Below are 25,346 nucleotides of genomic sequence, written 5' to 3' on the forward strand. Positions count from 1 at the left end.
ACTTTCAGAGGAATTCATGGAAAACAAAGAAAAACTACGGGTACTACTCCAGCACTGGATAGATCACAACAAAAGCCATGCCGAGGAATTTGAGCGCTGGCGCCAGATTGCCGACAATGATGGTGAATCAGCAGTCGCCACTCATATCGCCGAAGCAATCAGCGACATGTTCAAGGCTAATGAAGCCCTGCAAAATGCCCTGAACAAAGCTGGTGGCCCTGCAGAACATAGCCACGACCACCATCATCACCATCATCACCATTGATGAGACGCAATCAACAGGAATATTGCAGCACACACCATTGATTTCGTTTCTACACAACACCGGGTACTCTGTGATGCACAAAGTACCCGGCTCCCCTTCTCCCTCGTTAATCGAAAGTTGGCCGCGGATAGAGACCTGCCCGTTCAACAATCTCCGGAACCTTTTCTTCCCACTCAATAGCCATGATGTGAAAACCGGCCACGCCTTTCACTTCCTTTAAACGCTGGATCTGCTCCACTGCAATGTCAATGCCTTCCTGAGCCTGTTGCTTCTTCTCAACCCCTTGCAATCTTTCGATCAACTCGTCTGGAACATCCATTCCCGGTACGGCGCGCTTCATATACTTTGCCATACCAACAGAACGCATGGGTGTTATGCCGGCCATTATATAAACCTGCTCGTCCAGGCCGCGTTCACGTACCCCCTCCATCCACTTCTCAAAACGGTCCATATTGTAGATGCACTGGGTCTGGATGAATTCCGCCCCGGCGGCAACCTTTTTGGCAAGTCGCGGCACCCTGATCTTGAAGGGATCGCCAAAAGGATTGGCGGCAGCGCCAACAAAGAATTTGGGCGGCACCTTGATCTCGTCACCACTTAGGAATTTCCCCTCGTCACGCATATGGCGAACAGTCTGGATCAACTGCATGGAATCAAGATCAAATACATTCTGGGCCTGACGATGATCGCCAAAACTCTGGTGATCGCCGGAAAGACAGAGCACATTATTAATGCCAAACGAGGCGGCACCGAGCAGGTCGCTCTGCAGGGCAATTCTGTTTCGGTCACGGGTAACCATCTGCAGAACCGGCTCGAGGCCTTCATTCTTCAGGTGTACACAAGCAGCCAGACTGCAAATACGAGTAACAGATGTCTGGTTATCTGTGATGTTGATAGCATCAACATGATTCTTGATAAGATGACCTTTCTCTATAATGTGGGCGGGGTCACTCGAACGTGGCGGCCCACACTCACTGGTAACAGCTATCTGACCGCTTTTGAAGACTTTCTCCAGCTTGCTTTCCGTTTTCAATTCCACGATTAAAAGCCCTCCAGTATAAAAGATCTCGGCCCGCCTGACCTGTCTTTCGACCAGTCCTTGATGCTGCTCAGCTTTTCATAGTTTTCAAGTTTGCCGATGGCGTCAAGCCGATCGATAATAAGCTGCCATGCACAGTCAACATCCTTGGAAATTTCACACTTGCCACTGGTTGAACCGCCACACGGGCCGTTCAACACCCTTTTGGCACAACGGCTCACCGGACAGACGCCAGCGGTGAGCCCCAGCACACAGTCGCCACAAGCTTGGCATTTCTCAGTGAAATGACCAGCTTTTATAACGTCGCCAAGAAAGGTGGTGTTCAACGCGGGGTAGATAGGAATTGAAGAGTATTTGGTAGCCATGAACTGTACCCCAATCCCGCAGGCAAGACTGAGTACTGCTTCGGATTTAACAACAAGATCCTGGGTCTTCTCAAAAAACTCATGTTCACATTGCCGCTCAATACCGCTGTCGACAAATTCGATTTCGACCCCTTCCTGAGTGGCCTTCATCCTAAGCAGCGAGGCAAGAATCTCAGCTTCTTTGTTGCCCCCCTGATGGCAGACAGCCACGCAGGTATTACAGCCAAAAACCGTGACGTTTTTGTGCTGTTTGACCATCTCCCATATTTCTTCCAATGGCTTCTGTTCACCTACTATCATAGTATTTCGACTCCTTGATCAATACCGAGTTCTCAATCAAACTAATTTATTAGGCTGGCTGCTCTTCTGTTTTCGTGACGCTTTTGCCGCCTTTTTTCTTCAAAGCAAGCCAGATGGGCGACGGCCCGAGTTCCTGAACTTTTTGGGTAAACTCTGTACAGATCTCGGCCCATCGTGGCCCCATCGCTGCCGAGAGATTGAAAAAATGCAGTCGCTGTGAATCGATCCCCACAGACTCAAGTAGACCATGCAGCCGTTGTACTCTTTTTTTCGCGTTGAGATTTCCTTCCAGGAAATGACATTGACCCTCAAGTCAGCCGGCAACGAACACGCCATCAACTCCGCGTTCAAAGGCTCGCAGCACATAGGAATGGTCAAGCTTGCCGGTACATGGCAGCCGAACCACCTTAACATTATAGGGATATGAAAGCCGCATAACCCCTGCCAGATCGGCAGCGGCGAATGCACAATAATGGCAGGCAAATGCGATAATATTTGCCTGCCAGTCGGCGGGTATATCCTGGGATTTAGTCTCGGGGCTCACCCGTTCTGTAACTTTTTCCTCACCAGGTGCCATACCTTCTCCTTGTGTTGAAAATATCAGTCAATTTCCGTTGCAGCGTCGATCATTGCCTTAATCTGGTCATCTCTGAAAAAGTTAACCTGAAAGGCCTTCGCCGGACAGACACCGGCACAGATTCCGCAGCCGGTACATTTGACCTCATTATGGCTTACCATGCCGTCTTCATCGATAAAGGGCGAGCCGAAAGGACAGGCCCGGAAGCACGCGAGACAGGACATGCAGATATCACGGTTATGTTTCGAAATTACACCGGAAACCGAGAGTTTTTCGTGGGAGAGCAGAGCTCCTACCCTGCCGGCACCCGCCAGCGACTGGGCAATGGTTTCCTCAAGGTTCTTTGGTGCATGGGCAAGTCCAGCCAGGAAGAAACCCTCGCTGGGAAAATCAACCGGGCGCAGTTTAACATGAGCCTCAAGGAAGAAACGGTCGAGGTTGCATGTCAACTTGTACTTTTTGGAGACATCCTCCACATCGTCCTGGGGTCGCAACCCGGTGGAGAGTATCACGTAATCAGCGTCAACAGCCATTTCCCGACCTAGAATCTTGCTGTCAAACTTCACCCTGCAGGCCCCGTCCACCACCTCGACTTCCGGTCGTTGCTCTGGAACGAAGAGAAAAAAGAGCACGCCAAGATCGCGAGCTTTTTTATAATATTCCTCTTTTAAGCCATACGCTCGCATATCACGATAAAGAACAACTACCTGCGCTTCAGGTGCCTTCTCCTTAATGAAGATGGCGTTTTTCAATGCATCCTGGCAGCAGATACGCGAACAGTAATTATCCGGTTCCTCACGTGAGCCGACACACTGGATCATCACATACGTTTCGTCATTTTTCGGATCACGCTCAGCTAACATATCTTCAAGACTTCGCTGGGTAATAATCCGATCCGAGGTTCCGTAAGCATACTGGGTCGGTTCATATTCAACACCTCCAGTGGCAAGGAGAATCGCACCATGTTCGATGGTGGCACCGCTTGCCAAACGGGTGACGAAATTGCCAACAAAACCATCCGTATTGGCTACCGTAGTTCCCATATGCAGGGTAATCCGCTCATCTGCCTTAACCTTTTCAATAAGGTCGAGAAGAAAGGCCTGAACATCATCACCTTCCAGAGTGCGACGTACTCTTTTCACCAGACCACCCAGCTCATCGGTCCGTTCAATCAAATGGACACCATAGCCCTGCTGGCTAAGAGACAGAGCGGCAGTCATTCCTGCCACGCCACCACCAACGACCATGGCGTGATGGGTAACGCCAACTGAAGCCTGTTGTACCGGGTCGAGCAGCCGGGCTTTGGCCACATTCATCTTGACGATCTCAAGCGCTTTCTCAGTGGCATGCTCCTTATCGTTCATGTGACACCAGGAACATTGCTCGCGGATATCGGCCAGTTCGAAGAGAAACTTATTGAGTCCCACCTCTCGGATGGTATCCATAAAGAGTGGAGAGTGGGTCCGGGGAGTACAGGAGGCAATCACCACCCGGTTGAGCCCCTTCTCCTTGATAATATCTTTCACCTTGGCCTGACCGTCCGGAGCGCAAGCGTAGATTATCGTTTCACTGTGCGTGACATTGGCTTCCTTGGCTGCTTCATCCGCCACTTTTTGGACATCTACAGTGCCAGCTATATTGACACCGCAGTGACAGACAAAGACCCCGACTTTTGGTTCCTCACCGGTTATGTCCCGCTCATCGGGCAACACAACCTCCTCCACCTCGGTCCCTCTGCTCTCACCGAGCAATGCCATAGCTTTAGCTGCTGAACCACTTCCCTGAACTACCGTCTCGGGAATATCTTTAGGTCCCTGGTAAATACCGGCCACAAAGATGCCCTTGCGGCTCGTCTCCACCGGTGTCAATTTGGATGTTTTAGCAAATCCGTACTCATCCGTTTCTATCCCGAATATCTTGGCAAACTCTGCCGCCTCGTCACGGGGCTCAAAGCCGATGGAAAGCACAACCATATCAAATTCTTCATTAACCAGCTTGCCGTCTTCATCAACATAATGGATGTAAAGATTTTTTGTGTCAGGATCCTCCAAAACCTCAGAGACCATTGCACGTTTGTAACGGACACCGGAGACATTTTTCGCTTTGTCGATAAATTTGTCGAAATCCTTACCAAAAGCGCGCAACTCCATATAGAAGACGGTCTGTTCGACTCCTGGGTCATGCTCTTTGGCAATGATGCACTGCTTGGCGGCGTACATACAGCAGACCGAGGAACACCATGGGTTGGCGTTATGCTCGTTTCGTGAACCAACACACTGAATCCATGCTATTTTTTTCGGAGAGTCTTCATCGCTTGGCCGGGCTACATGGCCACCACATGGACCCGAGGCAGAGAGTAACCTTTCAAACTGCAGAGCAGTCACCACATTCTTGTGGCGGCCATAACCAAATTCCTGGCGAATGGCCGGATCATAGGTTTTCAGACCGGGTGTTAAAATAACCGAACCAACCTCTACCTGATATTCCTTATCGGTGTCTTCAAAATTGATGGCATTGGCGTCGCACGCCTTTTCACACTTACGACACACGCCTTTGGTGAGATAGAGACAGTGAGCACTGTCAATCGCCCGAGTGTTAGGTACGGCCTGGGGAAAAAGGGCGTAGATGGCACGCCGGTTATTGAGGCCCTGATTGAAGTAGTCGGGTACTCGACTTGGGCACGCCGTCTCGCAAGCGCCACAACCGGTACATCGCTCAGCATCAACGTAGCGAGCTTTCTCGGTGATCGTGACGGTGAAATTTCCTTCCTCGCCCTCGATCTTGCTGACTCGTGCAAGTGTATGTAATTTAATATTGGCATGTCGACTGCTCTCGACCATGCGCGGCGATATCATGCACATCGCACAATCGCCGGTGGGGAAGGTTTTATCGAGCCGCGACATGGTACCGCCGATGGACGGCTCGTCATTGATCATATGGACCAGGAGTCCACTGTTGGCGAGATCAAGCGATGCCTGCATCCCCCCTATTCCCGAGCCAACGACCAGTACAGAACCAACATTATGCTTCCGTTCCTGTCCGGGGGTAATTCTTGTCAAAGCAAGCCCTCCTTTAGGTGCGTTCCCGGCAGATTCAGGATGCTGAACATTCTGTAATCACCAGCATCTTTGCGGGTATTGATCAGAAGACGACGATTAAATCTTAGAACTCGTTACTGCCAGCAGATGGCAGTATAATACAGAATGTTTGTTATGATAAATGATTTTTATGATTGATACTATATTGTCAGTCATTTAGTAGAAAAATGTCACATCGTAGAAACTACAATATACCCGGCTACTATCCCACAACGCCAGTTGAAAAGCAACCAGCCTCCACAGTATAGTGACTTCATTCAGATGTTTTTTCAATAAACCTGAAAGATATCCAAGATCAATAATGCATCATCATGGCCAGCAATTGTTTTATCAGAAGGTAATAAAATCCTGCAGAGCACCAAGCTACGCTCACACACCTGATCCGGCCTTAGCAACCGATAAATAATTGTTTCAAATTAACAACACCTATATTACCATTGCCCGGAAACACGGTTTTCATTACAGGTAATTCCCTTGAATTACCCGATGTACTACAGGAGTCTATCATGGTTAAGGATTTACCAGATCTCGGTCTCATCACTCCACATATTCTCGTTGTCGACGATGAACAGCGCATTCGGGATGCCTGCAGGATGGTTCTCACGTCGATGGGGTTCACAGTTGAAACCGCAAGCGACGGTCCTAAAGGTCTAGATCTCATAGAGGAGAAACATTTTGACATTCTCCTGCTTGATCTGATGATGCCCAACATGTCAGGCTTTGAGGTGCTGACCCGGGTACGCGACATCGACCCTGACACCGTTGTCATCGTCATCACCGGCTACGCCACACTCGAACATTCCATTGAGGCCATGAAAAAAGGGGCCTTTGACTTTATCCCCAAACCCTTCACTCCTGACCAGCTTCGGGCCGTAGTCAGCAAATCGCTTCGCTATACCCACGCTCTGCAGGATATCGTCACCAGTAAATCGCGGATGCGTGTTATGGTCAACCGGTTGATGGACGGGGTAATGACCACCGACAGTGATAAACGCATCGTTCTCGCCAACCCGGCCTTTCGGCACATGATAGGTTTCAAGGGCAGCACCATGGTTGGGAGTCTTGTCAGCGAAACAATCACCGATGAAACTCTGCTCAAGGCCGTTGACCAAGCCCTTGCCACCCCGCCAGGGTCTTTTTCCGAAATCGTCCATGAATTGAGTATTCCCGGCTCTGGAATCGATGGGGAAAAGATATTCAGCGTCCGTTGCTCTCCTTTCCGGGGCCGTACCGATCACAATATCGGCACCATAACCGTTTTGCACGACATCACAGCCGTAAAAAAGATGGACCAGATGAAGTCCGACTTCGTTTCCATGGTTTCGCATGAAATTAGAAGCCCGATCAACTCTCTTTTGATGCAGCTGAAAATCATACTCGACGGCTTAGCTGGTGAAACCACTCCGAAACAGCGTGAGATTCTTGAGCGAGCAACCGATAAAATGCTCAATCTCAACAACTTGGTCACAGAACTTCTTGACCTTTCGAGAATAGAATCGGGGCTGGTCGCCCACGAAAAAGAGCTAGTCGATATAGCCGGGCTGTTAAGCGAGCAGAAAATTTTTCATACGCCCTATGCCCAGAAGAAGCAGATGGAAATCGAGCTGACCATCGAAAATAATCTGCCTAAAATTCTCGCCAATCCACGCCATATGGACGAGGTACTCTCCAATCTTATTACCAATGCCATCAAGTACTCTCCTGAAGGAGGCTCGATTCGCATCTCGGCAGGGGTAAAGAGTGAGTGCCTGAGCATTGAGGTTGCCGATTCCGGTTTCGGCATTCCAGAAGAGGATCTCGACAAAATTTTTTCCCGCTTCTACCGGGTCAAAGACTCCAACACTCGCACCATCCACGGTACAGGCCTAGGACTGGCCATTGTCAAATCGATTATCGATTCACTACATGGCTCCATCACGGTAAAGAGTGCTCCCGGTGAGGGCACGGAGTTTTCCATTCTGTTGCCTTACAACGTGCATTGACGAAAGGTGGCTTTGAAACAGACAGCTATCGTTAGTTGAGCAGCTTAAAGCCATGCCGCTCTGCCAACTTGGTGAACATGCCAACAAGTCCGGCACATAAAGAATAGATACCGTCGTTGCCGATATTCTGGTCAACAGTCGCATCAAAATAGATGTTGAGAGTAGAGTCCAGCCCCTCGTCCGGCCGCCAATAGCAGATCATCACAGGAACGCGTGGCAGCGGCAGCAACACTACTGACACATCAGCGGCAAAACGGCTCTCCACTTCCCGGCCTTGAAAAATTCCTACCATATCATGAAAAAGCTCAGGCCAGGCATCGGCAATTTTGCGGAGATCCTCTTCACAACGTTTTTGAAAAAGCCCATACCGCTCTCGTCCACCCTTCACCTCACGGTATGATATCCATTCTTCTTTTGGTGTGAGCCCTTTGCCGTACAGAACATAGAGCAGATAGGGCACCACGACCCAGTTATTGATGTGAATATCTGAGGAAAAATTACCGTCTCGATCAACCCGAAACTCTTTCCCCATCACCTTGATGCAGAGTTTTCCTTGAGATACCCTGCCACCTGAACGAGCCGCAGCTTCGGCAAAATCGATATTTTTCAGCTGCGAGATGAGAAGACCGAGTTCCTTATCGGTCTCATCCTCTGCCGGTTTTGCTTGCCCATCATCTACACTGCCAAGGCGTTGCTTCTCCGCTGACGAAAGGTACGGACATCCTTGAATAGATTTCCTGCCGGTAAACACAGCCCCGGCAAAAGCCAGACAGGTTTTTTCCCCACATTCACGGCAATTTGTTTTATTGAGTGCGGTAAAAATCTCCATGGCGTTACGGGCCACCATTCCATACCTCCATGTTGTACCAGCAGATTTTTTTTAATTCAGGGCAAGTCAGACCAGACAGCGAGTTCATTGCCGCTTGGCTCAGTAAAATGGAACCTGCGCCCACCAGGAAAAGAAAAAATGGGTCGCACTATCCGCCCTGCAGCGGCTTCAACCCCGGCAAGAGTTGCTGATAGATTATCAGAATAGAGTACTATCAGTGCCGAACCACTTGCTGGAGCCGCCGCGAGATCCGCCAGATAGAAGCCGCCATCTATTCCCTGGCCGGAAAAGGCAACGTACTCAGGACCGTAATCAACAAATACCCAGCCAAAAGCCTCTGCAAAAAACTTCTTCGTTGCCTCGAGATCCCTGGCAGGAAACTCGACATAATTAATCGCATGATGCCGTTTCACGAAAAGGCTCCTTAAGCAACTCGTCGGGACTTGTCGAAAACAAGTCCCGGCATAACTCTATGGAAATGTGTGCGCGATCCTTTGTTTCCTTGTTACAGCCTATCTTTGTTCCACGGGAACAAAGCTCCTGGTCGTCTCGCCGGTGTAAATCTGGCGTGGCCGGGAAATGCGCTGTTTATGGTCATGGAGTTCACGCCAGTTGGCAATCCAGCCAGGCATCCTGCCGATGGCAAACATGACTGGATACATGTTGAGCGGAATACCGACGGCCCGAAGCAGAATACCACTGTAAAAATCGACGTTGGGATAGAGATTACGCTCCTTGAAGTAGTCATCCTGGAGCGTTTTGACCTCAAGCTCACGAGCTATATCCAGGAGTGGATCCTCCATATTCAACGCCTTCAATACGTCATCCACCTGTTTTTTCAGAATCAGTGAGCGAGGATCGAAGTTTTTATACACCCTGTGCCCAAAACCCATCAAACGAAACGAATTGTTCTTGGCCTTGGCCATATTGATATAGTCAGTGATTGGGCGCCCAGAAGAACGGATCTCCTCAAGCATTTCAATAACTGCCATATTCGCCCCGCCATGCAGTGGTCCCCACAGCGCACAAACACCTGCCGAGACTGAACTGAACAGGTTGGCCCGGGAACTGCCGACCACGCGGACAGTGGAGGTTGAACAGTTCTGCTCGTGGTCAGCATGGAGGACCAGAAAGAGATTGAGCGCTTTCTCAACTACCGGCAACGGGATGTACTCCTGATACGGCTCGCTGAACATCATATGCAGAAAGTTCGCACAATAGCTCAGGTTAGGATTGGGATGATTAAACGGTTTACCGTTGGCGGTACGATAAGCCCATGCGGCAATTGTACGCACTTTTGACAACAGCAGTGCAGCCGTCCGGTCAAAACCAGGTCCGCTCGTATGTACCTGCAGCACTTCCGGATGAAAGCATGCCACCACATTCAACATCGAGGACAGGATAGCCATGGGTGGCGCATCGGTAGGCAAACCGGCAAATTGGTGTTTCAGGTTTTCATGCAGAAAGGCGTGTTCACGAAGCGCGGCGGTGAAGACACGCAGTTGATCAGAATTGGGGAGTTCGCCATTTAAGATAAGATAGGCTGTCTCGACAAAGGTTGCCTTCTCGGCAATTTCCTCTATGGGGTAGCCACGATACCGCAAGATTCCTTTGCCGCCGTCGACAAAGGTTATCGAGGAGAAGCATGAACCGGTATTACCAAACCCCTGATCCATGGTGATGCAACCGGTCTCTTTACGCAGATGAGTAATGTCTATACAGCGTTCATTTTCCGATCCGGTAATAATATCATATTCAAACTGTTTTCCATCAAGGATTAGGGTAGCCTTTTCGCTCATGTCATCTCCCATGGTTTTCAGGTGGTGGATATGCGTGTAGATACAATAAAATGCTCTGTATTAACCTGACGATCTGATTGCTTTGAATATATTGCGGTGTTCGCTGATCGCGATATCACCAGCTCGCAGCATACGACTGAATTAACGTTATACTGTTAACATAGTTGGTAATCTTCACATACGGTAATGCAACATCCCCATTCAGGCCAGCAAAAAGGCTTCTACCTTTTCCTGAAGATGAAAATGATCGTCTTATCGCTCACCTCCCATTGCCTCTATGATGGCATCAGCGATGGCCTTTGCATGTACCTTACCCGCAAAATGTACAGGACTTTTACCATAAATAGGATCCCAACCAGCAGGATTAGCCGAACAGAAAAACTGTGATTCGATCCCCATCTTCCTGGCCGCATCATCAACCGGGGTACCGATGATCCGTTTTGCCGCCTCCCAGGATGCTGCACACGAGGCACCCCGGACCACCTGAACATCGACAATCATACCATTTTCAATTTTCACCTCATACTCCGGAGCACCGAAACGATCTCCATACTCGCCCAGGCCAACCTGCCGGGCAAGGCCACATCATGTGGGAGGCGTCAGTACCCACTTACTGGGAATCTTCTTCCCAGAAGAAATAACCGGTATTTGCTGACGGTGACAGAGCGATACTAGGTCATGAGAAAGATCGGGATGTTTCAAGAAATCGAGCACCAGATCGGCATCGAGTGTTTCTGGTAAATACTCACTGCCATCCTCGATGACTGGCGGCAACGGCTCATCGATGGAAATGACCGCAAGTTCTATGGAATCCTCGGCATATTCACGAATACCTGCAATTTTCTTCTCGCCGCTGCCGTGCTGCTGGAAAACAATGATTTTCTGCCTAACTCCTTTGGATGGTCCTGTCGCAGTCCCCACGCACTCGCTCCCCTTTTATATATCAAGACGAACCCAGCGGGTACAATACCTGTTGGTCGCCTCAAGCATTTTCTTTGGATTCAAGCTGTTATGCAAAACAACATGCAACTCGCCTCCAGCGTCTCGATAGATAACCATACCGCATGCAATCTCTTCTACTGTTTCTGCTTGTTGCAAGCGTATTGGGCCATCGACGTTCATAATCGACAACTCTTCATCCTGATACTGGAAATACGCCATTTGGGCCATAGCAAAAAACTCATGTTTTGAATATGCCTCCATGCTGGCTGTCATAGTTTTAATATAACCAGGCTCACTCAATGCAATTTCAGGAACCAGAATAGCCCCGACAGAATCGACTCTCATATCGGTATCGGTAATTATCTGAATAGTTCTCTCTTCGCTACTCATCTCAACCTTTTCTCAACTCTCCAAAACGACCCACCACGAAAACGGGGGATTGAGTTGGACCCCAATCCCCCGCTACTTGTCCATTACAGACAATTTACTGCATCTACTCTATTTTTCAATACGGACAGCGCAAACTTTAGCCTCCATGATCTTACAGATCGGATCGAGGGCATCACTGGTGAGCTTATTTGCCGAGGCCTCTTTATAGTGGAACGGAATAAAGACCACCTCCGGCGGTACAATTTCACTCACACGTGTCGGCAGTTTGATTGTCCCCCTGCGGGAACTGACATTCACCTGATCCCCATCAGCGATACCCAACTTTAGAGCATCGGCAGGATTGATCTCAATAAATGCCGTTGGCGCCACAGCGTCCAGACCAGTGGAACGCCTGGTCATTGTGCCGGTATGATAATGGAACAGCTCTCGACCGGTGGTCAACAGATACGGATATTCCGTATCCGGCAACTCACTGGAGATAACTCGCGGAACCACGGTGAACTGAGCCTTGCCTCCCTCACGCGGGAACATCTCTTTAAAGAGATACGGTGTTCCCGGATGGTCGGCAGAAGGACACGGCCACTGAAGACTCTCTTCTTCGAGCCGCTCATAGCTGACACCGGAAATACCAGGCCACAGTGATGCGACCTCGGCAAAAACTGCTTCCGGATCGGGAACTGTAACTGCTTCGCCATTCAGACGCTGATAGATCTCACTTATAACTGCCAGATCCTCACGCGCTTCGCCAGGAGAAGCAATCGCTGGCCTTACCTTTTGAATGCGCCGCTCGGAACAGGTAAATGTACCCGTTTTTTCTGCAAAAGAGGCACTCGGCAAAACCACATCGGCAAGATCTGTTGTTTCAGTGTTGAAGATATCCTGTACCACCAGAAATTCCAGGCTCTCAAATCCTTTCACCGCATGATGCGTATTAGGATCGGACAGCGCCGGATTCTCACCGAAGATGTACATTCCTTTCAGTTTCCCCTCGATCATGGCCTCGGTCATCAACGATGCCGGCAAGCCAATCTTGCTTGAAAGTGGCTTACCCCAGGCAGCTTCAAACTTCTTCTGCACCTCGGGGCTGTCTACCTTCTGGTAGCCTGGGTAGACATTAGGCAGCGAACCCATGTCACAGGCACCCTGAACATTATTCTGGCCACGAAGGGGATTAACACCAGCGCCGGGCTTACCAAGATTTCCTGTCAACATGGCCAGGTTGCCGACGGCATGAACGTTATTGGTGCCCATGACGTGTTGGGTGATACCCATGGCGTAATAGATACCGGCATTTTCGGCTTCGGCATAGATGCGGGCCGCCTTACGGATATCTTCTGCCGGAACACCGGTAATGGGCTCGGCCATTTCCGGGGTGAACTCCTTCAATGAATCGGCGAACTCCGCAAAACCTTCTGTCCGTTCATTGATGAAATTTTTGTCTTCAAGGCCTTCGGCAAGAATGACATTCATCATGGCGTTCAGCAGCACCGAGTCGGTACCCGGCTTATGCCTCAACCAGAGTGTTGCAAATTTTGTCAGGGGTATTTTTCTGGGGTCTGCAACTATCAGCTTAGCCCCTTTTCGTACAGCCTCTTTCATCCTGAGAGCGATGATAGGATGGTTTTCCGTTGTATTGGAACCAATTACCAACAATGCTTTGGCAGTCTCTATTTCAGCAACGGAGTTGGTCATTGCACCAGAACCGAATTTTGCGGCCAGACCGGCCACGGTTGCACTGTGTCAGTAGCGGGCACAGTGGTCGACGTTATTCGTCCCTATCGCCGACCTGAACAGTTTCTGGAACATGTAGTTTTCTTCGTTGGTGCACCTGGCCGAGGCCAAGCCGCCCAGGGCATCTGCACCGTGCTTCTCCTTAATCGCGGAGAATTTGTCGACCACGAGCGAGATTGCTTCTTCCCAGCTGGCAGGTTCTAATGCGCCGCCCTTCTCCCGCCTGATCAATGGTGTGGTGAGCCGGTCCTCGCTGTTTATGAACTCGTAGCCAAACCGCCCCTTTACACAGAGCCATCCCCGGTTATGGTTGTCGGTTCTTGACGATACACGGGTGATCTCATTTCCTAATGAATGCAGAGTTATATTGCATCCGCAACCGCAGTACGTACAGGTGGTCTCGGTCAGTTCCACACCTTCATGGCGAGGATGACCGGCCCACATTTTGGCAGACAGCGCACCGGTAGGACAAACTGAGACACACTGACCGCAGAACTCACAGTTCAGATCGTGCTCAAATGGCGAGCATATTTTCGCCTCGAAACCGCGACCGGCATAGCCGATAGCGCTTACGCCCTGCACTTCTTCACAGACCCGAACACAGAGACCGCAAAGTACACATTTATTCTGCTCGCGCATGATGAACGGATTCTCGTCCACCCGATTATGGTCGCGCATCGCTCCGCCGAAACGGTTTTCACGAATACCATATTTATAGGCAAGCTCCTGCAAGGTGCAGCTTCCCGCACGGATACAGACCATGCAATCGTTGGGGTGATCGGAGAGAAGAAGCTCCACCGTGGTTTTTCTAAGACGCTCCAGATGGGCGCTTGTCGTAGTTACCGCCATCCCCTGCTCGGCAGGAGTTGTACACGAGGTGACTGGACGGCGCATGCCTTCTATCTCCACGATGCACAGACGGCACGCCCCATGGGGTTTCATGCGCGAATCATAACAGAGAGTTGGAATATCAATTTTCAGCTTCTTCGCGGCTTCAAGAACTGTCGATCCTTTCACCACTTCGACTGTTTTATTATCAATCGTCAAGGTAATCATGGCGCCTACTCCTTCAGCACTGCGTTAAATTTACACGCGTCAAAGCATGAACCACATTTGATGCATTTATCCTGATCAATATGATGCGGTTGCTTCTTCTCACCAGTTATCGCATTGACAGCACAGGCCCGAATACACATGCCGCAGCCTACACACTGATGCTCACGGATAAAGAAAGTGAGCAGCTTGTTGCAGGTCTTGGACGGGCACTTCTTCTGATTGATATGCGCCTCGTACTCATGCCGGAAATACTTAATAGTACTGATGACAGGGTTCGGAGCCGACATGCCGAGACCACAAAGGCTTGAGTCGCGCACATCTTCGGCGAGTTGCTGCAGCAATTCGATATCGCCTTTTCTCCCCTCGCCTTCAGTGATTCGGGTGAGGATCTCCAGCAACCGCTTGGTACCGATACGGCACGGCACACACTTTCCGCAGGACTCTTCCTGGGTAAAGGTGAGGAAGAACTTGGCGATGGCCACCATACAGTCGGTCTCATCGAGAACAACCATACCGCCGGAACCCATCATCGAACCGACCGACTGCAAGCCCTCATAATGGACAGGCAGATCGATATACTGTTGCGGGATACAGCCACCGGATGGCCCACCGGTCTGTACAGCCTTGAACAGTTTATCGCCTTCGATACCGCCGCCGATATCGTAGATGATCTCTTTTAAGGTCATACCCATGGGAATTTCGATCAGACCGGTGTTACGGATCTTACCGGTCAGGGCAATTACCTTGGTGCCTTTTGACTTTTCTGAACCGATTGAGGCGAACCAGTCCGCACCCTTATTGATGATCGGTGGAACGTTGGCAAAGGTCTCGACGTTGTTAATGATAGTCGGTTTACCCCAGAGCCCCTTGTTCGCTGGAAACGGTGGCTTGGCCCTTGGCATTCCTCGCTCACCTTCAATCGAGGCGATAAGTGCCGTCTCTTCACCGCAGACGAAAGCGCCGGCGCCAAGTTTTACTTTAATATCGAAATTAAAATCGGTGCCGAACAGTTTCTCACCGAGATACCCTCTCTCACGGGCAGCATTCAGTGCAGTGTGCAGCCTGTCAACAGCCAGTGGATATTCAGCACGGATATACACATAACCAAGACTAGAACCGATGGCGTAGGCACCGATAATCATGCCCTCGATTACCGCGTGCGGGTTGCCCTCAATTACCGAGCGATCCATGAATGCGCCAGGGTCACCCTCGTCAGCATTACAAATTATATAGCGCTGATCAGACTCATTGGCTGCGCAGAAGGCCCACTTGACACCTGCAGGAAAACCACCGCCTCCTCGGCCTCTCAGGCCGGAATCCTTTATGGTCTTGATAACTTCTTCCGGTGTCATCTCGGCGACAACCTTTTGGGCGGCCTTGTAACCATCGACGCCCAGATACTCATCAATGGATTCCGGGTCTATCTTGCCGAGATCGTGAAGAACGATCTTCGTCTGCTTTTCATGGAAGGTATGATAATCATCGCCGACCAGCCATTCGGTTATCGGCTTGCCGCCGACAACATGGTCCTGTACCAGGCGCTTGACCATCTTCTCTTCAATGTACTGATAGGTGGATGTTTCACCATCAATGGTTACATCCACGAGCACGTCGCGGGCACAGAAGCCACGACAGCCGACCTTATGGAGTTTGCAATTCTCCATTATTTTCGCATTTTTGATGCCAGCCGCCTCGAATTCCTGCTTCAGCGCCTTCATCACCTGTTCACCACCGGCTGCGATACCACCGGTGCCCATGCACACGTTGACAGTTATTTCGCGATTCACGGTGTTATTCCTTATATGGTTTGATGTTCTTGACCATTTTGTCCGGGCTCTGCTTGCCGAACACCTTCTCGTTTACAATGACAACCGGAGCAATACTGCAAGCGCCCACACAGTTGACGTTTTCCAACGTGAAGTTCATGTCTTTGGTGGTCTGCTCTTTGTCTTTCAGCTTCAGCTCTTCTTTGAGCTTGGAGACGATCCTTTGCGCTCCCTTTACATGACAGACGGTACCTGAGCAGACAGTAATAATATTCTTGCCGCGAGGGTTGAGGTGAAACTGGGAATAGAAGGTGGCAACACCATAAAACTGAGAAGCAGGAATGTTGGCACGTTTCGAGTACCAGTAGACCGCCTCCTCCTGTATGTAGCCCAGCTCGTTCTGCATATTCTGCAAAACCGTGATGATGTTGTCGCCATGGGCGACACTTTTCTGGTAAATCGACTCCAGAACTTCTTCCATCTGCTTTTCCATACACGTCTCCCGTTTATGATGATCTTTACACCACTATCCGAACAGAGTTTCTGAACATCTAAAGCACAATTCAGACGCATCGGCACACAAGCTTTGGCACAAGCTCGAGATTCACCGTTAAACAAACAACACCAGACAAATTTCGCCTGTGCAAATAATGCCGTTTGTGCGAAAATGCGTTTCTTGTGACTTTTTCTATATTTAAACCCGTAAATCTTACCTTGTTCAACCCTAAAGGTCGAGCCTGAAAAACGTTTTTCCCGAGCATTTTTGCACCGTTTCACATTTTCATCCGAAAAACACGTCACCCCGTCCGATTCTATCCGCTATTCCTCCATTACCTTCCTTTGAGAATCGATATCGACTTATCAATTATTTTGAAATTCTGTATTTGACAATTTTATTTCTACCCGTTAGTCTGTATTTACACTGTGATGGTGGATTACGGGCTTAGAGTGAAAGTGCCCTGCCTTCTCTTCTGAAGACAGGAGTTGACAGGTTCTTCCAGTGCAACCGGAGGAGCAGTTCTTCGATATCACCCTACCTGTCCCCTACACTGCCCATGAGTACTGCTCTACTCTAGGCAACGTGCCACTGTCATCAGTCTGCTCACCTCGCATCAACCGTGCCTGCTTCCTGATGTTATGTATCAGACGGCACACCGGGCATTACGCGTGCTGCTACACGCGCCCTGTGTGAATCCGCTCTGGGAATTCGCCTTTACGCAATTCTGCATACAGGAGGTGCTATGCACGACGCCCACGAGTCCCCTGCTCCAGATACCCCCCCGACCTCTTTTAAGATAATCGCCGAACTCGACCCGCCAAAAGGTACAAATATTCAACCATTTCTCGATACTGCCCTACAACTCAAGGGTCGAATCGACGCGGTTCGGGTCACCGACAGTGAGCACGCCATCATGCGCATGGCACCCTACGCTCCATGTCTTTCGCTCATGGAAAATCACATTAATCCGATCATGGTGATTAACGGAAGGGACCGTAACCGCATTTCGTTCCAAGCTGACCTACTCGCAGCCTCCGCACTTGGTATCCGCGAGATCACTATCAAAAAAGGACATGATCCGGCTGAAGGCGATCAACCCGTTACCCGCTCCAGCGGCGATCTCGACCTGCAAACCATGATTAAATCTGTTGCTGCCCTGAATGGCGGTAATGACCTCGGAGGTGAACCGCTGGACGGTTCCACCGCCTTTTCGGCCGGTGTTGAGATTGAACTGACAGACAATAGCAGTGCCAACCGCCAGCTAGCTGAAACCTTTTCCTACATGGCCGACAATGGCATCAAATCAGTCACCCTCGGTCCCACGTATGACTTGAACATCATCGACATTTTTTTGCCTGCTGCAGAAAAAACCGGTTTGAAGCTCTACACCTCGATCATGTTTCTCAAGTCGGTCACCATGGTCAAATACTTGAACAATCTGCCCGGTGTTCCTTCCGTTCCCCAGGAATTCTTAAAGAAAATGATGAACGCACCGGTAAAACGGGACGCCGGCATGGAGATTGCTTCTGATCTTTATCGCGATCTCGCCACGCTAGGCAACGGCACCGTACTCCTGTCTATCGGCCTCAGAGAACGGTTACCCGATTTCCTCAGTATGATCGGACGCTAGGAGAATCTATGGCCAGCCGACTTCCTGGAAATACGGGGATCATGGGCGGTGAAGACCTCAAGTCTGACCTCTATCTCTATCAGATCCTTGAAGAAACACCTAACGGGGTCATGGTAGTAAACACATCCCACAGGATCACCTACGCCAATCCGGCGGCCAGCTTATTTCTCGATGTTCCTTTCGCCCAGCTTGGCGGCAGCCACCTCGGCACTGTTCTCGGCGAAGACAACAAAGATCTCTTTGCTCTCTTTGTTGATTTTTTTGCGCATAAAACCGGCAAACAATCCTCACGATTCAGAAAAGAAATCACTATAGCGAAAGAAGGGAAAGAAAAGCGGATGCTTGATGTGGTTTTTGTCTACCCTCCATCTCGTCCCGATTATTACATCCTCTATCTTATAGAAATTACGCACCTAAAAATTCTCGAGCGGGAACTCCGCCGCAGAAATGTCTTTTTCCATAACCTCATCGATTCTTCGGTGGATGGCATTATCGCCGCCGACATGACCGGCAACATCATCCTTTTTAACCAGGGTGCCCAGTCATTACTTGGCTATTCAGAAGAAGAGACCCTGGCAGGCGCCGGCTTCCATGTCACTCAACTCTATAACGAAGGAGTGGCTTATGAGGTCATCAAACGGATGCGCAGCAATGAGTTTGGCGGCAAAGGCAAACTCCGCCATCAAGAACTGGTAGTGAAACATAAGAGTGGCCAGGATATCCCGGTCAGCTTTTCCGGCGGCATCATCTATGACAACGACCAGGAAATAGCCACCTATGGCATTTTTACTGACCTGAGGGCAATGCAGAAGATCGAGGAAGATCTAGAAAATACACACCAAATGCTGATGCAATCGGAAAAAATGGCTGGCCTTGGCCGGCTCGCAGCTGGCGTGGCTCATGAGATCAATAATCCGATGTCAGGAATCATGCTCTATGCCAACATGGTCCTTGAAGATCTTGGTGAAAACCATGTCCTTGAGGACGATCTCAAAACGATTATCCGCGAAGCGGAACGCTGTAAGGTTATTGTCGCCGACCTTTTGGAATTCTCCCATCAGACCAGCTACGAGATGGATCAACTCAACCTGAATGATGTCATCACGAAAACCCTTGGAGTGCTGAAAAATCAACCATCGTTTCATAATATCGAAATCGTTCTCAACCTTGATCGCGAATTGCGGCCAGTGTTTGGCAACGCCATTCGCCTCAATCAGGTAATCATGAATATTCTGGTCAACGCTGCCCAGGCCATGCCAACCGGAGGCAAGCTGACAATCACCTCCAGGAATCGTGCCAACAGTGATATTGCCGAAATCCTCATCTCCGATTCCGGCCATGGTATAGAACCGGAACTTCGTGAGAAGATCTTTGATCCATTTTTCACCACCAAGAAACCGGGAGAAGGCACCGGCCTCGGCCTTTCCGTCTCCTACGCCATTGTCAAGGAACACCAGGGCACCATCCGTGTTGCCGAATCGTCTTCTGAGGGCACCACCTTTGCCTTGCGTTTTCCTGCAGTGCAGGAAACCCCAACTGGAGAAAACCATGCAGAACATGACTATTTCACCGGCTAAGGGGAACCGAAAGTTCCTGAAGAAGTTGAAAGAGAGAAATATCGACGTCCAGACCTGCTACCAGTGCGGTCGCTGCTCTGCCGGTTGTCCCATAGCTGACTTTTTCGACCTGCAGCCCATGGAGGTTGTGCGACTTGCCGGTTACGGCATGGAGGAAAAACTGCTGGCCAGCGAGACTATCTGGCTGTGCGCTTCATGCGACACCTGCGCCACTCGCTGCCCGAACAGTATCGACATAACTGGGCTGATGGATGTTATGCGAGAGCTTGCACTCAGAAAGGGGATCAAACCGGCTGTACCACAGGTGCCTGCCTTCCATCTTTCCTTTATGGAATCGGTCAAACGCTGGGGCCGAACCTACGAGATCGGCATGATCGGAGCATATAAATTGCGATCGGGCGATTATATGGGTGACATGAAACTTGGTCTCTCCATGTTTATGAAGGGCAAATTGAGCCTCGTGCCCCACTCCATCGAAGGTAAACCGGAAATCCGCGACATCTTTGCGGGCAAGGGAAAGGAGTATGAGCGATGAAGATGGCCTATTACCCCGGCTGCTCGCTGCAGGGCACCGCCCGTGACTACAACGAATCGATCCTGGATATCTGCAACACCCTCGATATTGAGTTGGTGGAAATTCCTGACTGGAACTGCTGCGGTGCGTCGTCAGCACATATGACCAACCACGAAGTGGCGATGCGTCTCTCCATCAGGAATCTGATGCAGGTCAAAGATGAAAAGCTTGACATTCTCGTGCCCTGCCCGGCCTGTTTTCAACGATTAAAAGCGGCAGACAAAGCATTGAAACACGACCCTTACCACTGGGATGTCGATGACTACAGCCCTAAATTCGAGCTGGTCCACATCTCGACGTTTCTTGCAAAACCCGAAATTTTGGAACGCATCTCAGCAAAAATTTCCCGGCCTGTTGGAGATATGCGGGTTGCCTGCTATTACGGGTGTTTGTCACTTCGACCTCAACACCTCACTGATGCCGTAAACCACGAAATGCCAACAACGTTGGAAACCATAGTCTCGGCGGTAGGCGCTCGTCCTGTCTCCTGGAGTCACCGCACCGAATGCTGCTCCGGCAGTCTCACCATGACCCGGCCGGATATCGCCGGCAAACTGGTTGGCGATATCGTACGAGCGGCAGAGCGTGGCGGTGCCAATGCCATGGTTACCGATTGTCCGATGTGCCAGGCCAATGTCGAAGGTCGACAACTCGATATCAATCCGTCCGGGCCACACATACCTGTTTATTATGCAACCGAGCTGATAACCGCCGCGATGAGCGGAAGTTATCCTGAAAAACAGCAAAAAGTCCATCTAGTTTCCGCCCAGGTTCTGCAGAACCATCTGAACCAGGCCGCTCTTTCCAGCACGGAGGAGACACGATGAATCTCGATCCCCAAACGACCAGCATCAAAACTCCGCTGCCCGTGGGGGCAGTGCTCGTTGTCGGAGGCGGCATCAGCGGCATGCAGTCGGCTCTCGATCTGGCCAACAGCGGCTTTAAGGTCTATATGGTCGAAAAGTCGCCGGCCATCGGTGGCAAGATGGCCCAGCTCGATAAAACCTTTCCTACCAACGACTGCTCAATGTGTATCGTCTCACCGAAACTGGTTGAAGTAGGACGCCATAAGAATATCGAGCTGTTCACCCACAGTGAGTTGACCGGTCTTACCGGTGAACAGGGTAATTTTTCTGCAACTATCAGAAGTCATGCCCGCTTTGTCGATATCGCAAAATGCACCGGCTGCGGCCTCTGTGAATACACCTGCCCTGTCACCTATCGTTCTGAGTTTCCACAACAAACAGATGACGACGGCAAGAAAAAATACCCTAAGTCCAAAGATAAGCGGCTTATAACCGTAAAAGAGTTGCCAAACCCTTCAAGTCTTGCCGCCTGGACATTCTCGGTCAATCAAGAAAAATGTGGCAAATGTGGACTCTGCAGCAAAGCCTGTCTGCAGAATGCCATCATCTGGGAAAAAGGCAATACGGCCAACGTTGATTCCGCAAAATGTACGGGCTGCGGAGCCTGCTTTACCGCTTGCCCCGACAAATTCAATGCTGTCGAAATAAGCAATGCCCCTGAACTGGAAAAAAGTCTTGGTGCAGCTATCGTCACCAGATCTCAGGAATTGCGCAAGGCGTTTGCCAAGAATCAACCGGAGCACTGCATCCGCTGCGGCCTCTGCGCCATGATGTGTAAAGAGGCAATGGGCATCAACGCCCTGAAGCTTCATGAACAGGGTATTGAAGCCGGCGTTGACATCTGCCAGATGTGCGGATCATGTATTTCTGTATGTCCGGTGGACTATCTGGCCATGGAGAAACTTACCAACAGAACAGCCCAACCACTCCTTGATGAGTTCAATGAACGCCTCAATCGCAGAAAGCCGGTCAACATCCATTACCCGCAAGCGGTACCGCGAGTACCGACCATCGATCCGGATTCCTGCGTCCAGCTCAACACCGGTAATTGCGGAATCTGCAGTTCAATCTGCGGCGTCGGGGCCATTAACTACCGAGACGAGATCAATGAACAAACCGTTGAAATTGGCTCAGTCATCTACTCACCTGGCTTTGAAGTCTCCGATCCAAAACTGCGAGCAGAATTTGGTTATGGGATTTACCAGAACGTGGTCACCTCTATCGAATTTGAACGACTGCTCTCCGCCTCCGGACCTACTTCCGGCACAGTCACACGTCCAGGTGACGGCAGCCATCCCAAAAAGATAGCATGGATCCAATGTGTCGGCTCACGTGATCACAGCTGCAACCGTGAGTATTGTTCATCGGTCTGCTGCATGTACGCTACCAAAGAGGCTTATATCGCACGCGAGCATGACAAGAGCATCGAGCCGACCATCTTCTATATCGATATGCGCTCTTTTGGCAAGAACTTCGACGAATATATCGAGCGCGCCAAGGAGAACAAGGTCAGGTACGTTCGGGCCATGGTCAGCCGCCTCTATGAAGATCCCCAAACCGGTAATCTCGAACTGCGTTACACCGATGAAACCGGAAAAAGGCTGACAGAAGAGTTTGACATGGTGGTGCTTTCCGTTGGCATCCAGGTTCATGAATCGAGTAAGCAACTCGCAGATCTGCTCGGCATTGCGGTGGACAAATACGGATTTGCCGTCACCGATACCTTTTCGCCTCTGGCAGCCTCAAGACCTGGCATCTATGTCAGCGGTGCCTTCAACGGCCCTAAAGACATCCCGGAAACGGTAAGTGAGGCTTCAGGCGCAGCCCAGGTGGCTTCCGCCGCTATTGCCTCTGCCCGCGGCAGTCGCATTACCCGTGAACAGCTTCCGACCGAAAGAGAATTGCAGCCCGATGAAGAATTAAGAATCGGGGTGTTTATCTGCCACTGCGGCACCAATATCGCTTCGGTAGTGAATGTTCCCGAGGTCATGGAGTACGCTCGAACCTTGCCCGGCGTGGTCTATGTCGACAAACCGCTCTACACCTGTTCCCAGGATTCGCAGGAACAGATGCGCACCATTATCGAAGAAAACAACCTGAATCGTATAGTTGTTTCGGCCTGCTCGCCCACCACCCACGAACCGTTATTCATGTCCACAATCCGGGCGGCAGGCCTTAACAAGTATTATTTTGACATGGCCAACATCCGCGATCAATGCAGTTGGGTCCATCCGCTGGAACCCGACAAGGCCACAGAAAAAGCCAAACGCCTCACCCGTATGGCTGTAGCAAACGCATCCCAGACAGAGCCGCTGCAGGAGATGGAGTTTCCTGTCGATACCCGCTTGCTCATCATCGGCGGGGGTGTCGCCGGAATGAACGCCGCACTGTCGGCGGCCAACCAGGGGTGCTCTGTGTTCCTGGTGGAGAAAGAGGCGACTCTCGGTGGCAATCTCAATACGCTTCGCCAAACCACTGATCATCGCAACATTCAGGAATATCTCAACACCCTGATCACCAAGGTCCGGCAGGACGAACGCATCAAGGTCTACACCAGTTCTATGGTGGTAGAACATTCAGGTTTTGTCGGTGCCTTCCAGACAGAGATCATCACTCCAACCGGTGCCCAGCGTACACTGAAGCATGGCGCGATCATCCTTGCCACCGGCGGCATGGAAAACCGCCCCAGCCTTTTCAGTCTTGGCGAATCCAAACAGGTCGTCACCCAGGCCGAATTCGAACGGATGATGGCAGATGAACCGGAAAAATTCTCTCTCACCAGACATATCGTCATGATCCAGTGCGTCGGTTCTCGCGACAAGGAACAGCAGGATTACTGCTCACGTGTCTGTTGCAACCAGGCGGTAAAAAACAGCCTTTCGTTCAAAAAACTTCGTCCGGAAGGCAGGGTCGATATCCTCTATCGTGATATGCGCACTTATGGTCTCGGGGAACTGAGTTATCGCAAATCCAGGGAACTTGGCGTGAACTTCATCAGGTATGAGCCTGAAAAGAATATGCCAATTCTCTCTTCTACTGAAGGAGGATTGCAGGTTCTTGTCAATGATCCTTCGATTCGCAGCGATGTCTTTCTTAACCCCGACCTGCTGGTACTTTCCACAGGCATAAAACCTCGGGACACGGACGAACTGTCGTCCATGCTGCGCTGCACCAGAAACCGCCATGGCTTCTTCATTGAGGCACATGCCAAACTTCGACCGGTTGATCTGCCAAGCGAAGGACTCTTTATGGCCGGTACCGCGCACGGGCCGAAAAATATTCCGGAGACCATCTCCCAGGCGCAGGCGGCTGTTTCAAGGGCACTCACCATTCTTTCCCGTGACAAGCTGACACTCTCGGCGGTGGTGTCGAAGGTAGACCCGAAAAACTGTGCAGTATGCCTCACGTGTGTGCGGGCCTGTCCATACGGTGTTCCGGTAATCAATGCCGAACATAGCGCCGAGATCAACCCCGCGCTATGTCATGGTTGCGGCATTTGTGTCGCAGAATGTCCGGCCAAGACCATCTCACTTGGTCGTTATAACGATAAGAATATGTTCGCCAAGATTCGATCTGAGCGACCTGAACCCCAAGCCGTCGAGGAGGACATTGCATGATGCCAGCGAAAGCAAACAACATCGTCGCCTTTGCCTGCCGTCACTGAGCGTACTCGGCTGCGGACCTGGCAGGTTCGGAACGAAGACAATACCCCTCCTCGATCTCCATCGTCATGCTGCCCTGTACCGGCAGAATCGAGGAAGCAATAATTTTACAGGCCTTTGAGGGAGGAGCGGATGGTGTAATGGTGGTCGGTTGCTTAGAGGGCGACTGCCATTACCTATCCGGTAACATCAGGGCCAGGGCCAGGGTACAGAGAGTCTCCGACATACTGGAGTCGATCGGTATCGGCGGTGATCGGGTTCGGATGTACAACCTGAGCGCCGGAGAAGGCGCAAAGTTTGCCGCCTATGCCAATGAATTTTCCGAGCATATCGATCAGCTCGGGCCAAGCATCATCAACCAGGTTCGCAATACGAAAGCGGAACAGGTTACAGCATAAC

Annotated in this window: 20 protein-coding genes; 8 read left to right on the forward strand and 12 right to left on the reverse strand. The window is 50.6% G+C overall.

What is annotated here, in order from left to right; all coding sequences use genetic code 11:
- The first annotated feature begins 16 nt into the window (after positions 1–16).
- Positions 17–265 carry a DUF8180 domain-containing protein gene (locus BUF15_RS07715; protein WP_073612899.1) on the forward strand — a complete coding sequence of 83 codons (249 nt, stop codon included), beginning with the start codon at positions 17–19 and terminating at the stop codon, positions 263–265.
- A gap of 106 nt (positions 266–371) precedes the next feature.
- Here BUF15_RS07715 and BUF15_RS07720 read toward each other — a convergent pair whose 3' ends face one another.
- The 4 genes from BUF15_RS07720 to BUF15_RS07735 form a co-directional block, all read right to left on the reverse strand.
- A complete protein-coding gene (locus BUF15_RS07720; RefSeq protein ID WP_073612900.1) occupies positions 372–1,304 on the reverse strand; it encodes a methylenetetrahydrofolate reductase in 933 nt (310 codons plus the stop codon).
- Positions 1,305–1,306: 2 nt separating this feature from the next.
- The gene (locus BUF15_RS07725) at positions 1,307–1,969 is read right to left on the reverse strand and encodes a methylenetetrahydrofolate reductase C-terminal domain-containing protein (RefSeq protein WP_073612901.1); all 663 of its coding nucleotides are present in this window, start codon (positions 1,967–1,969) and stop codon (positions 1,307–1,309) included.
- A 49-nt stretch (positions 1,970–2,018) separates the two neighbouring features.
- Positions 2,019–2,486, reverse strand: a complete 468-nt coding sequence (locus BUF15_RS27675; RefSeq protein WP_407642604.1) for a hydrogenase iron-sulfur subunit — start codon at positions 2,484–2,486, stop codon at positions 2,019–2,021.
- Positions 2,487–2,569: 83 nt separating this feature from the next.
- Positions 2,570–5,605, reverse strand: a complete 3,036-nt coding sequence (locus tag BUF15_RS07735) for an FAD-dependent oxidoreductase (protein ID WP_234981136.1) — start codon at positions 5,603–5,605, stop codon at positions 2,570–2,572.
- A 545-nt stretch (positions 5,606–6,150) separates the two neighbouring features.
- Here BUF15_RS07735 and BUF15_RS07740 point away from each other — a divergent pair.
- Complete coding sequence (locus BUF15_RS07740) at positions 6,151–7,626, forward strand: response regulator (protein ID WP_073612902.1); 1,476 nt, start codon at positions 6,151–6,153, stop codon at positions 7,624–7,626.
- A gap of 31 nt (positions 7,627–7,657) precedes the next feature.
- Here the strand turns inward: BUF15_RS07740 and BUF15_RS07745 are convergent, their stop codons facing one another.
- From BUF15_RS07745 to BUF15_RS07780, 8 genes are all read right to left on the reverse strand, one after another.
- Positions 7,658–8,473 (reverse strand): DUF3786 domain-containing protein, encoded by an 816-nt coding sequence (locus BUF15_RS07745; protein ID WP_073612903.1) that lies wholly within the window; start codon positions 8,471–8,473, stop codon positions 7,658–7,660.
- A 38-nt stretch (positions 8,474–8,511) separates the two neighbouring features.
- A complete protein-coding gene (locus BUF15_RS07750; RefSeq protein ID WP_073612904.1) occupies positions 8,512–8,868 on the reverse strand; it encodes a VOC family protein in 357 nt (118 codons plus the stop codon).
- A gap of 99 nt (positions 8,869–8,967) precedes the next feature.
- Positions 8,968–10,254, reverse strand: a complete 1,287-nt coding sequence (locus BUF15_RS07755) for a citrate synthase (RefSeq protein ID WP_073612905.1) — start codon at positions 10,252–10,254, stop codon at positions 8,968–8,970.
- A 252-nt stretch (positions 10,255–10,506) separates the two neighbouring features.
- A complete protein-coding gene (gene dfsP, locus BUF15_RS07760; RefSeq protein ID WP_267461794.1) occupies positions 10,507–11,175 on the reverse strand; it encodes a DUF166 family (seleno)protein DfsP in 669 nt (222 codons plus the stop codon).
- A gap of 15 nt (positions 11,176–11,190) precedes the next feature.
- Complete coding sequence (locus tag BUF15_RS07765) at positions 11,191–11,586, reverse strand: hypothetical protein (RefSeq protein WP_073612906.1); 396 nt, start codon at positions 11,584–11,586, stop codon at positions 11,191–11,193.
- A gap of 108 nt (positions 11,587–11,694) precedes the next feature.
- Positions 11,695–14,373, reverse strand: coding sequence for a formate dehydrogenase subunit alpha (gene fdhF / locus BUF15_RS07770; RefSeq protein ID WP_084553718.1), 2,679 nt, complete (start codon positions 14,371–14,373; stop codon positions 11,695–11,697).
- A 5-nt stretch (positions 14,374–14,378) separates the two neighbouring features.
- A complete protein-coding gene (nuoF, locus tag BUF15_RS07775) occupies positions 14,379–16,130 on the reverse strand; it encodes an NADH-quinone oxidoreductase subunit NuoF (protein ID WP_073613058.1) in 1,752 nt (583 codons plus the stop codon).
- 34 nt (positions 16,131–16,164) lie between these two features.
- Positions 16,165–16,632 (reverse strand): NADH-quinone oxidoreductase subunit NuoE family protein, encoded by a 468-nt coding sequence (locus BUF15_RS07780; protein ID WP_084553720.1) that lies wholly within the window; start codon positions 16,630–16,632, stop codon positions 16,165–16,167.
- 748 nt (positions 16,633–17,380) lie between these two features.
- On the opposite strand from BUF15_RS07780, the gene BUF15_RS07785 reads away from it, so the two are divergent.
- From BUF15_RS07785 to BUF15_RS07810, 6 genes are read left to right on the forward strand one after another with little or no spacing between them, the layout of a single operon-like run.
- Positions 17,381–18,268, forward strand: a complete 888-nt coding sequence (locus BUF15_RS07785) for a methylenetetrahydrofolate reductase (RefSeq protein ID WP_073612907.1) — start codon at positions 17,381–17,383, stop codon at positions 18,266–18,268.
- 8 nt (positions 18,269–18,276) lie between these two features.
- A complete protein-coding gene (locus BUF15_RS07790; protein ID WP_073612908.1) occupies positions 18,277–19,845 on the forward strand; it encodes an ATP-binding protein in 1,569 nt (522 codons plus the stop codon).
- Positions 19,817–20,380 carry a 4Fe-4S dicluster domain-containing protein gene (locus BUF15_RS07795; protein ID WP_073612909.1) on the forward strand — a complete coding sequence of 188 codons (564 nt, stop codon included), beginning with the start codon at positions 19,817–19,819 and terminating at the stop codon, positions 20,378–20,380. The genes BUF15_RS07790 and BUF15_RS07795 overlap by 29 nt, the downstream gene beginning before the upstream one ends.
- Positions 20,377–21,246: a CoB--CoM heterodisulfide reductase iron-sulfur subunit B family protein gene (locus BUF15_RS07800; RefSeq protein WP_073612910.1), complete on the forward strand. Its 870-nt coding sequence runs from the start codon at positions 20,377–20,379 to the stop codon at positions 21,244–21,246. Before BUF15_RS07795 ends, BUF15_RS07800 begins: the two co-directional genes overlap by 4 nt.
- Positions 21,243–24,902 carry an FAD-dependent oxidoreductase gene (locus tag BUF15_RS07805; protein WP_073612911.1) on the forward strand — a complete coding sequence of 1,220 codons (3,660 nt, stop codon included), beginning with the start codon at positions 21,243–21,245 and terminating at the stop codon, positions 24,900–24,902. Before BUF15_RS07800 ends, BUF15_RS07805 begins: the two co-directional genes overlap by 4 nt.
- Positions 24,902–25,345, forward strand: a complete 444-nt coding sequence (locus tag BUF15_RS07810) for a hydrogenase iron-sulfur subunit (protein WP_084553758.1) — start codon at positions 24,902–24,904, stop codon at positions 25,343–25,345. Before BUF15_RS07805 ends, BUF15_RS07810 begins: the two co-directional genes overlap by 1 nt.
- The last annotated feature ends 1 nt before the right edge of the window (position 25,346 follow it).

Source organism: Desulfopila aestuarii DSM 18488 (genome assembly GCF_900143695.1).
Lineage (GTDB): Bacteria > Desulfobacterota > Desulfobulbia > Desulfobulbales > Desulfocapsaceae > Desulfopila > Desulfopila aestuarii.

What these genes read in the sequence shown, in the direction of transcription:
- BUF15_RS07755 (WP_073612905.1), bottom strand. Translation starts at nt 10,254, where the DNA reads ATGAGCGAAAAGGCTACCCTAATCCTTGATGGAAAACAGTTTGAATAT.
- BUF15_RS07715 (WP_073612899.1), top strand. Translation starts at nt 17, where the DNA reads ATGGAAAACAAAGAAAAACTACGGGTACTACTCCAGCACTGGATAGAT.
- BUF15_RS07740 (WP_073612902.1), top strand. Translation starts at nt 6,151, where the DNA reads ATGGTTAAGGATTTACCAGATCTCGGTCTCATCACTCCACATATTCTC.
- BUF15_RS07785 (WP_073612907.1), top strand. Translation starts at nt 17,381, where the DNA reads ATGCACGACGCCCACGAGTCCCCTGCTCCAGATACCCCCCCGACCTCT.
- BUF15_RS07780 (WP_084553720.1), bottom strand. Translation starts at nt 16,632, where the DNA reads ATGGAAAAGCAGATGGAAGAAGTTCTGGAGTCGATTTACCAGAAAAGT.
- BUF15_RS07800 (WP_073612910.1), top strand. Translation starts at nt 20,377, where the DNA reads ATGAAGATGGCCTATTACCCCGGCTGCTCGCTGCAGGGCACCGCCCGT.
- BUF15_RS07745 (WP_073612903.1), bottom strand. Translation starts at nt 8,473, where the DNA reads ATGGTGGCCCGTAACGCCATGGAGATTTTTACCGCACTCAATAAAACA.
- BUF15_RS07765 (WP_073612906.1), bottom strand. Translation starts at nt 11,586, where the DNA reads ATGAGTAGCGAAGAGAGAACTATTCAGATAATTACCGATACCGATATG.
- BUF15_RS07725 (WP_073612901.1), bottom strand. Translation starts at nt 1,969, where the DNA reads ATGATAGTAGGTGAACAGAAGCCATTGGAAGAAATATGGGAGATGGTC.
- BUF15_RS07795 (WP_073612909.1), top strand. Translation starts at nt 19,817, where the DNA reads ATGCAGAACATGACTATTTCACCGGCTAAGGGGAACCGAAAGTTCCTG.
- BUF15_RS07790 (WP_073612908.1), top strand. Translation starts at nt 18,277, where the DNA reads ATGGCCAGCCGACTTCCTGGAAATACGGGGATCATGGGCGGTGAAGAC.
- BUF15_RS07805 (WP_073612911.1), top strand. Translation starts at nt 21,243, where the DNA reads ATGAATCTCGATCCCCAAACGACCAGCATCAAAACTCCGCTGCCCGTG.
- nuoF (WP_073613058.1), bottom strand. Translation starts at nt 16,130, where the DNA reads ATGGGCACCGGTGGTATCGCAGCCGGTGGTGAACAGGTGATGAAGGCG.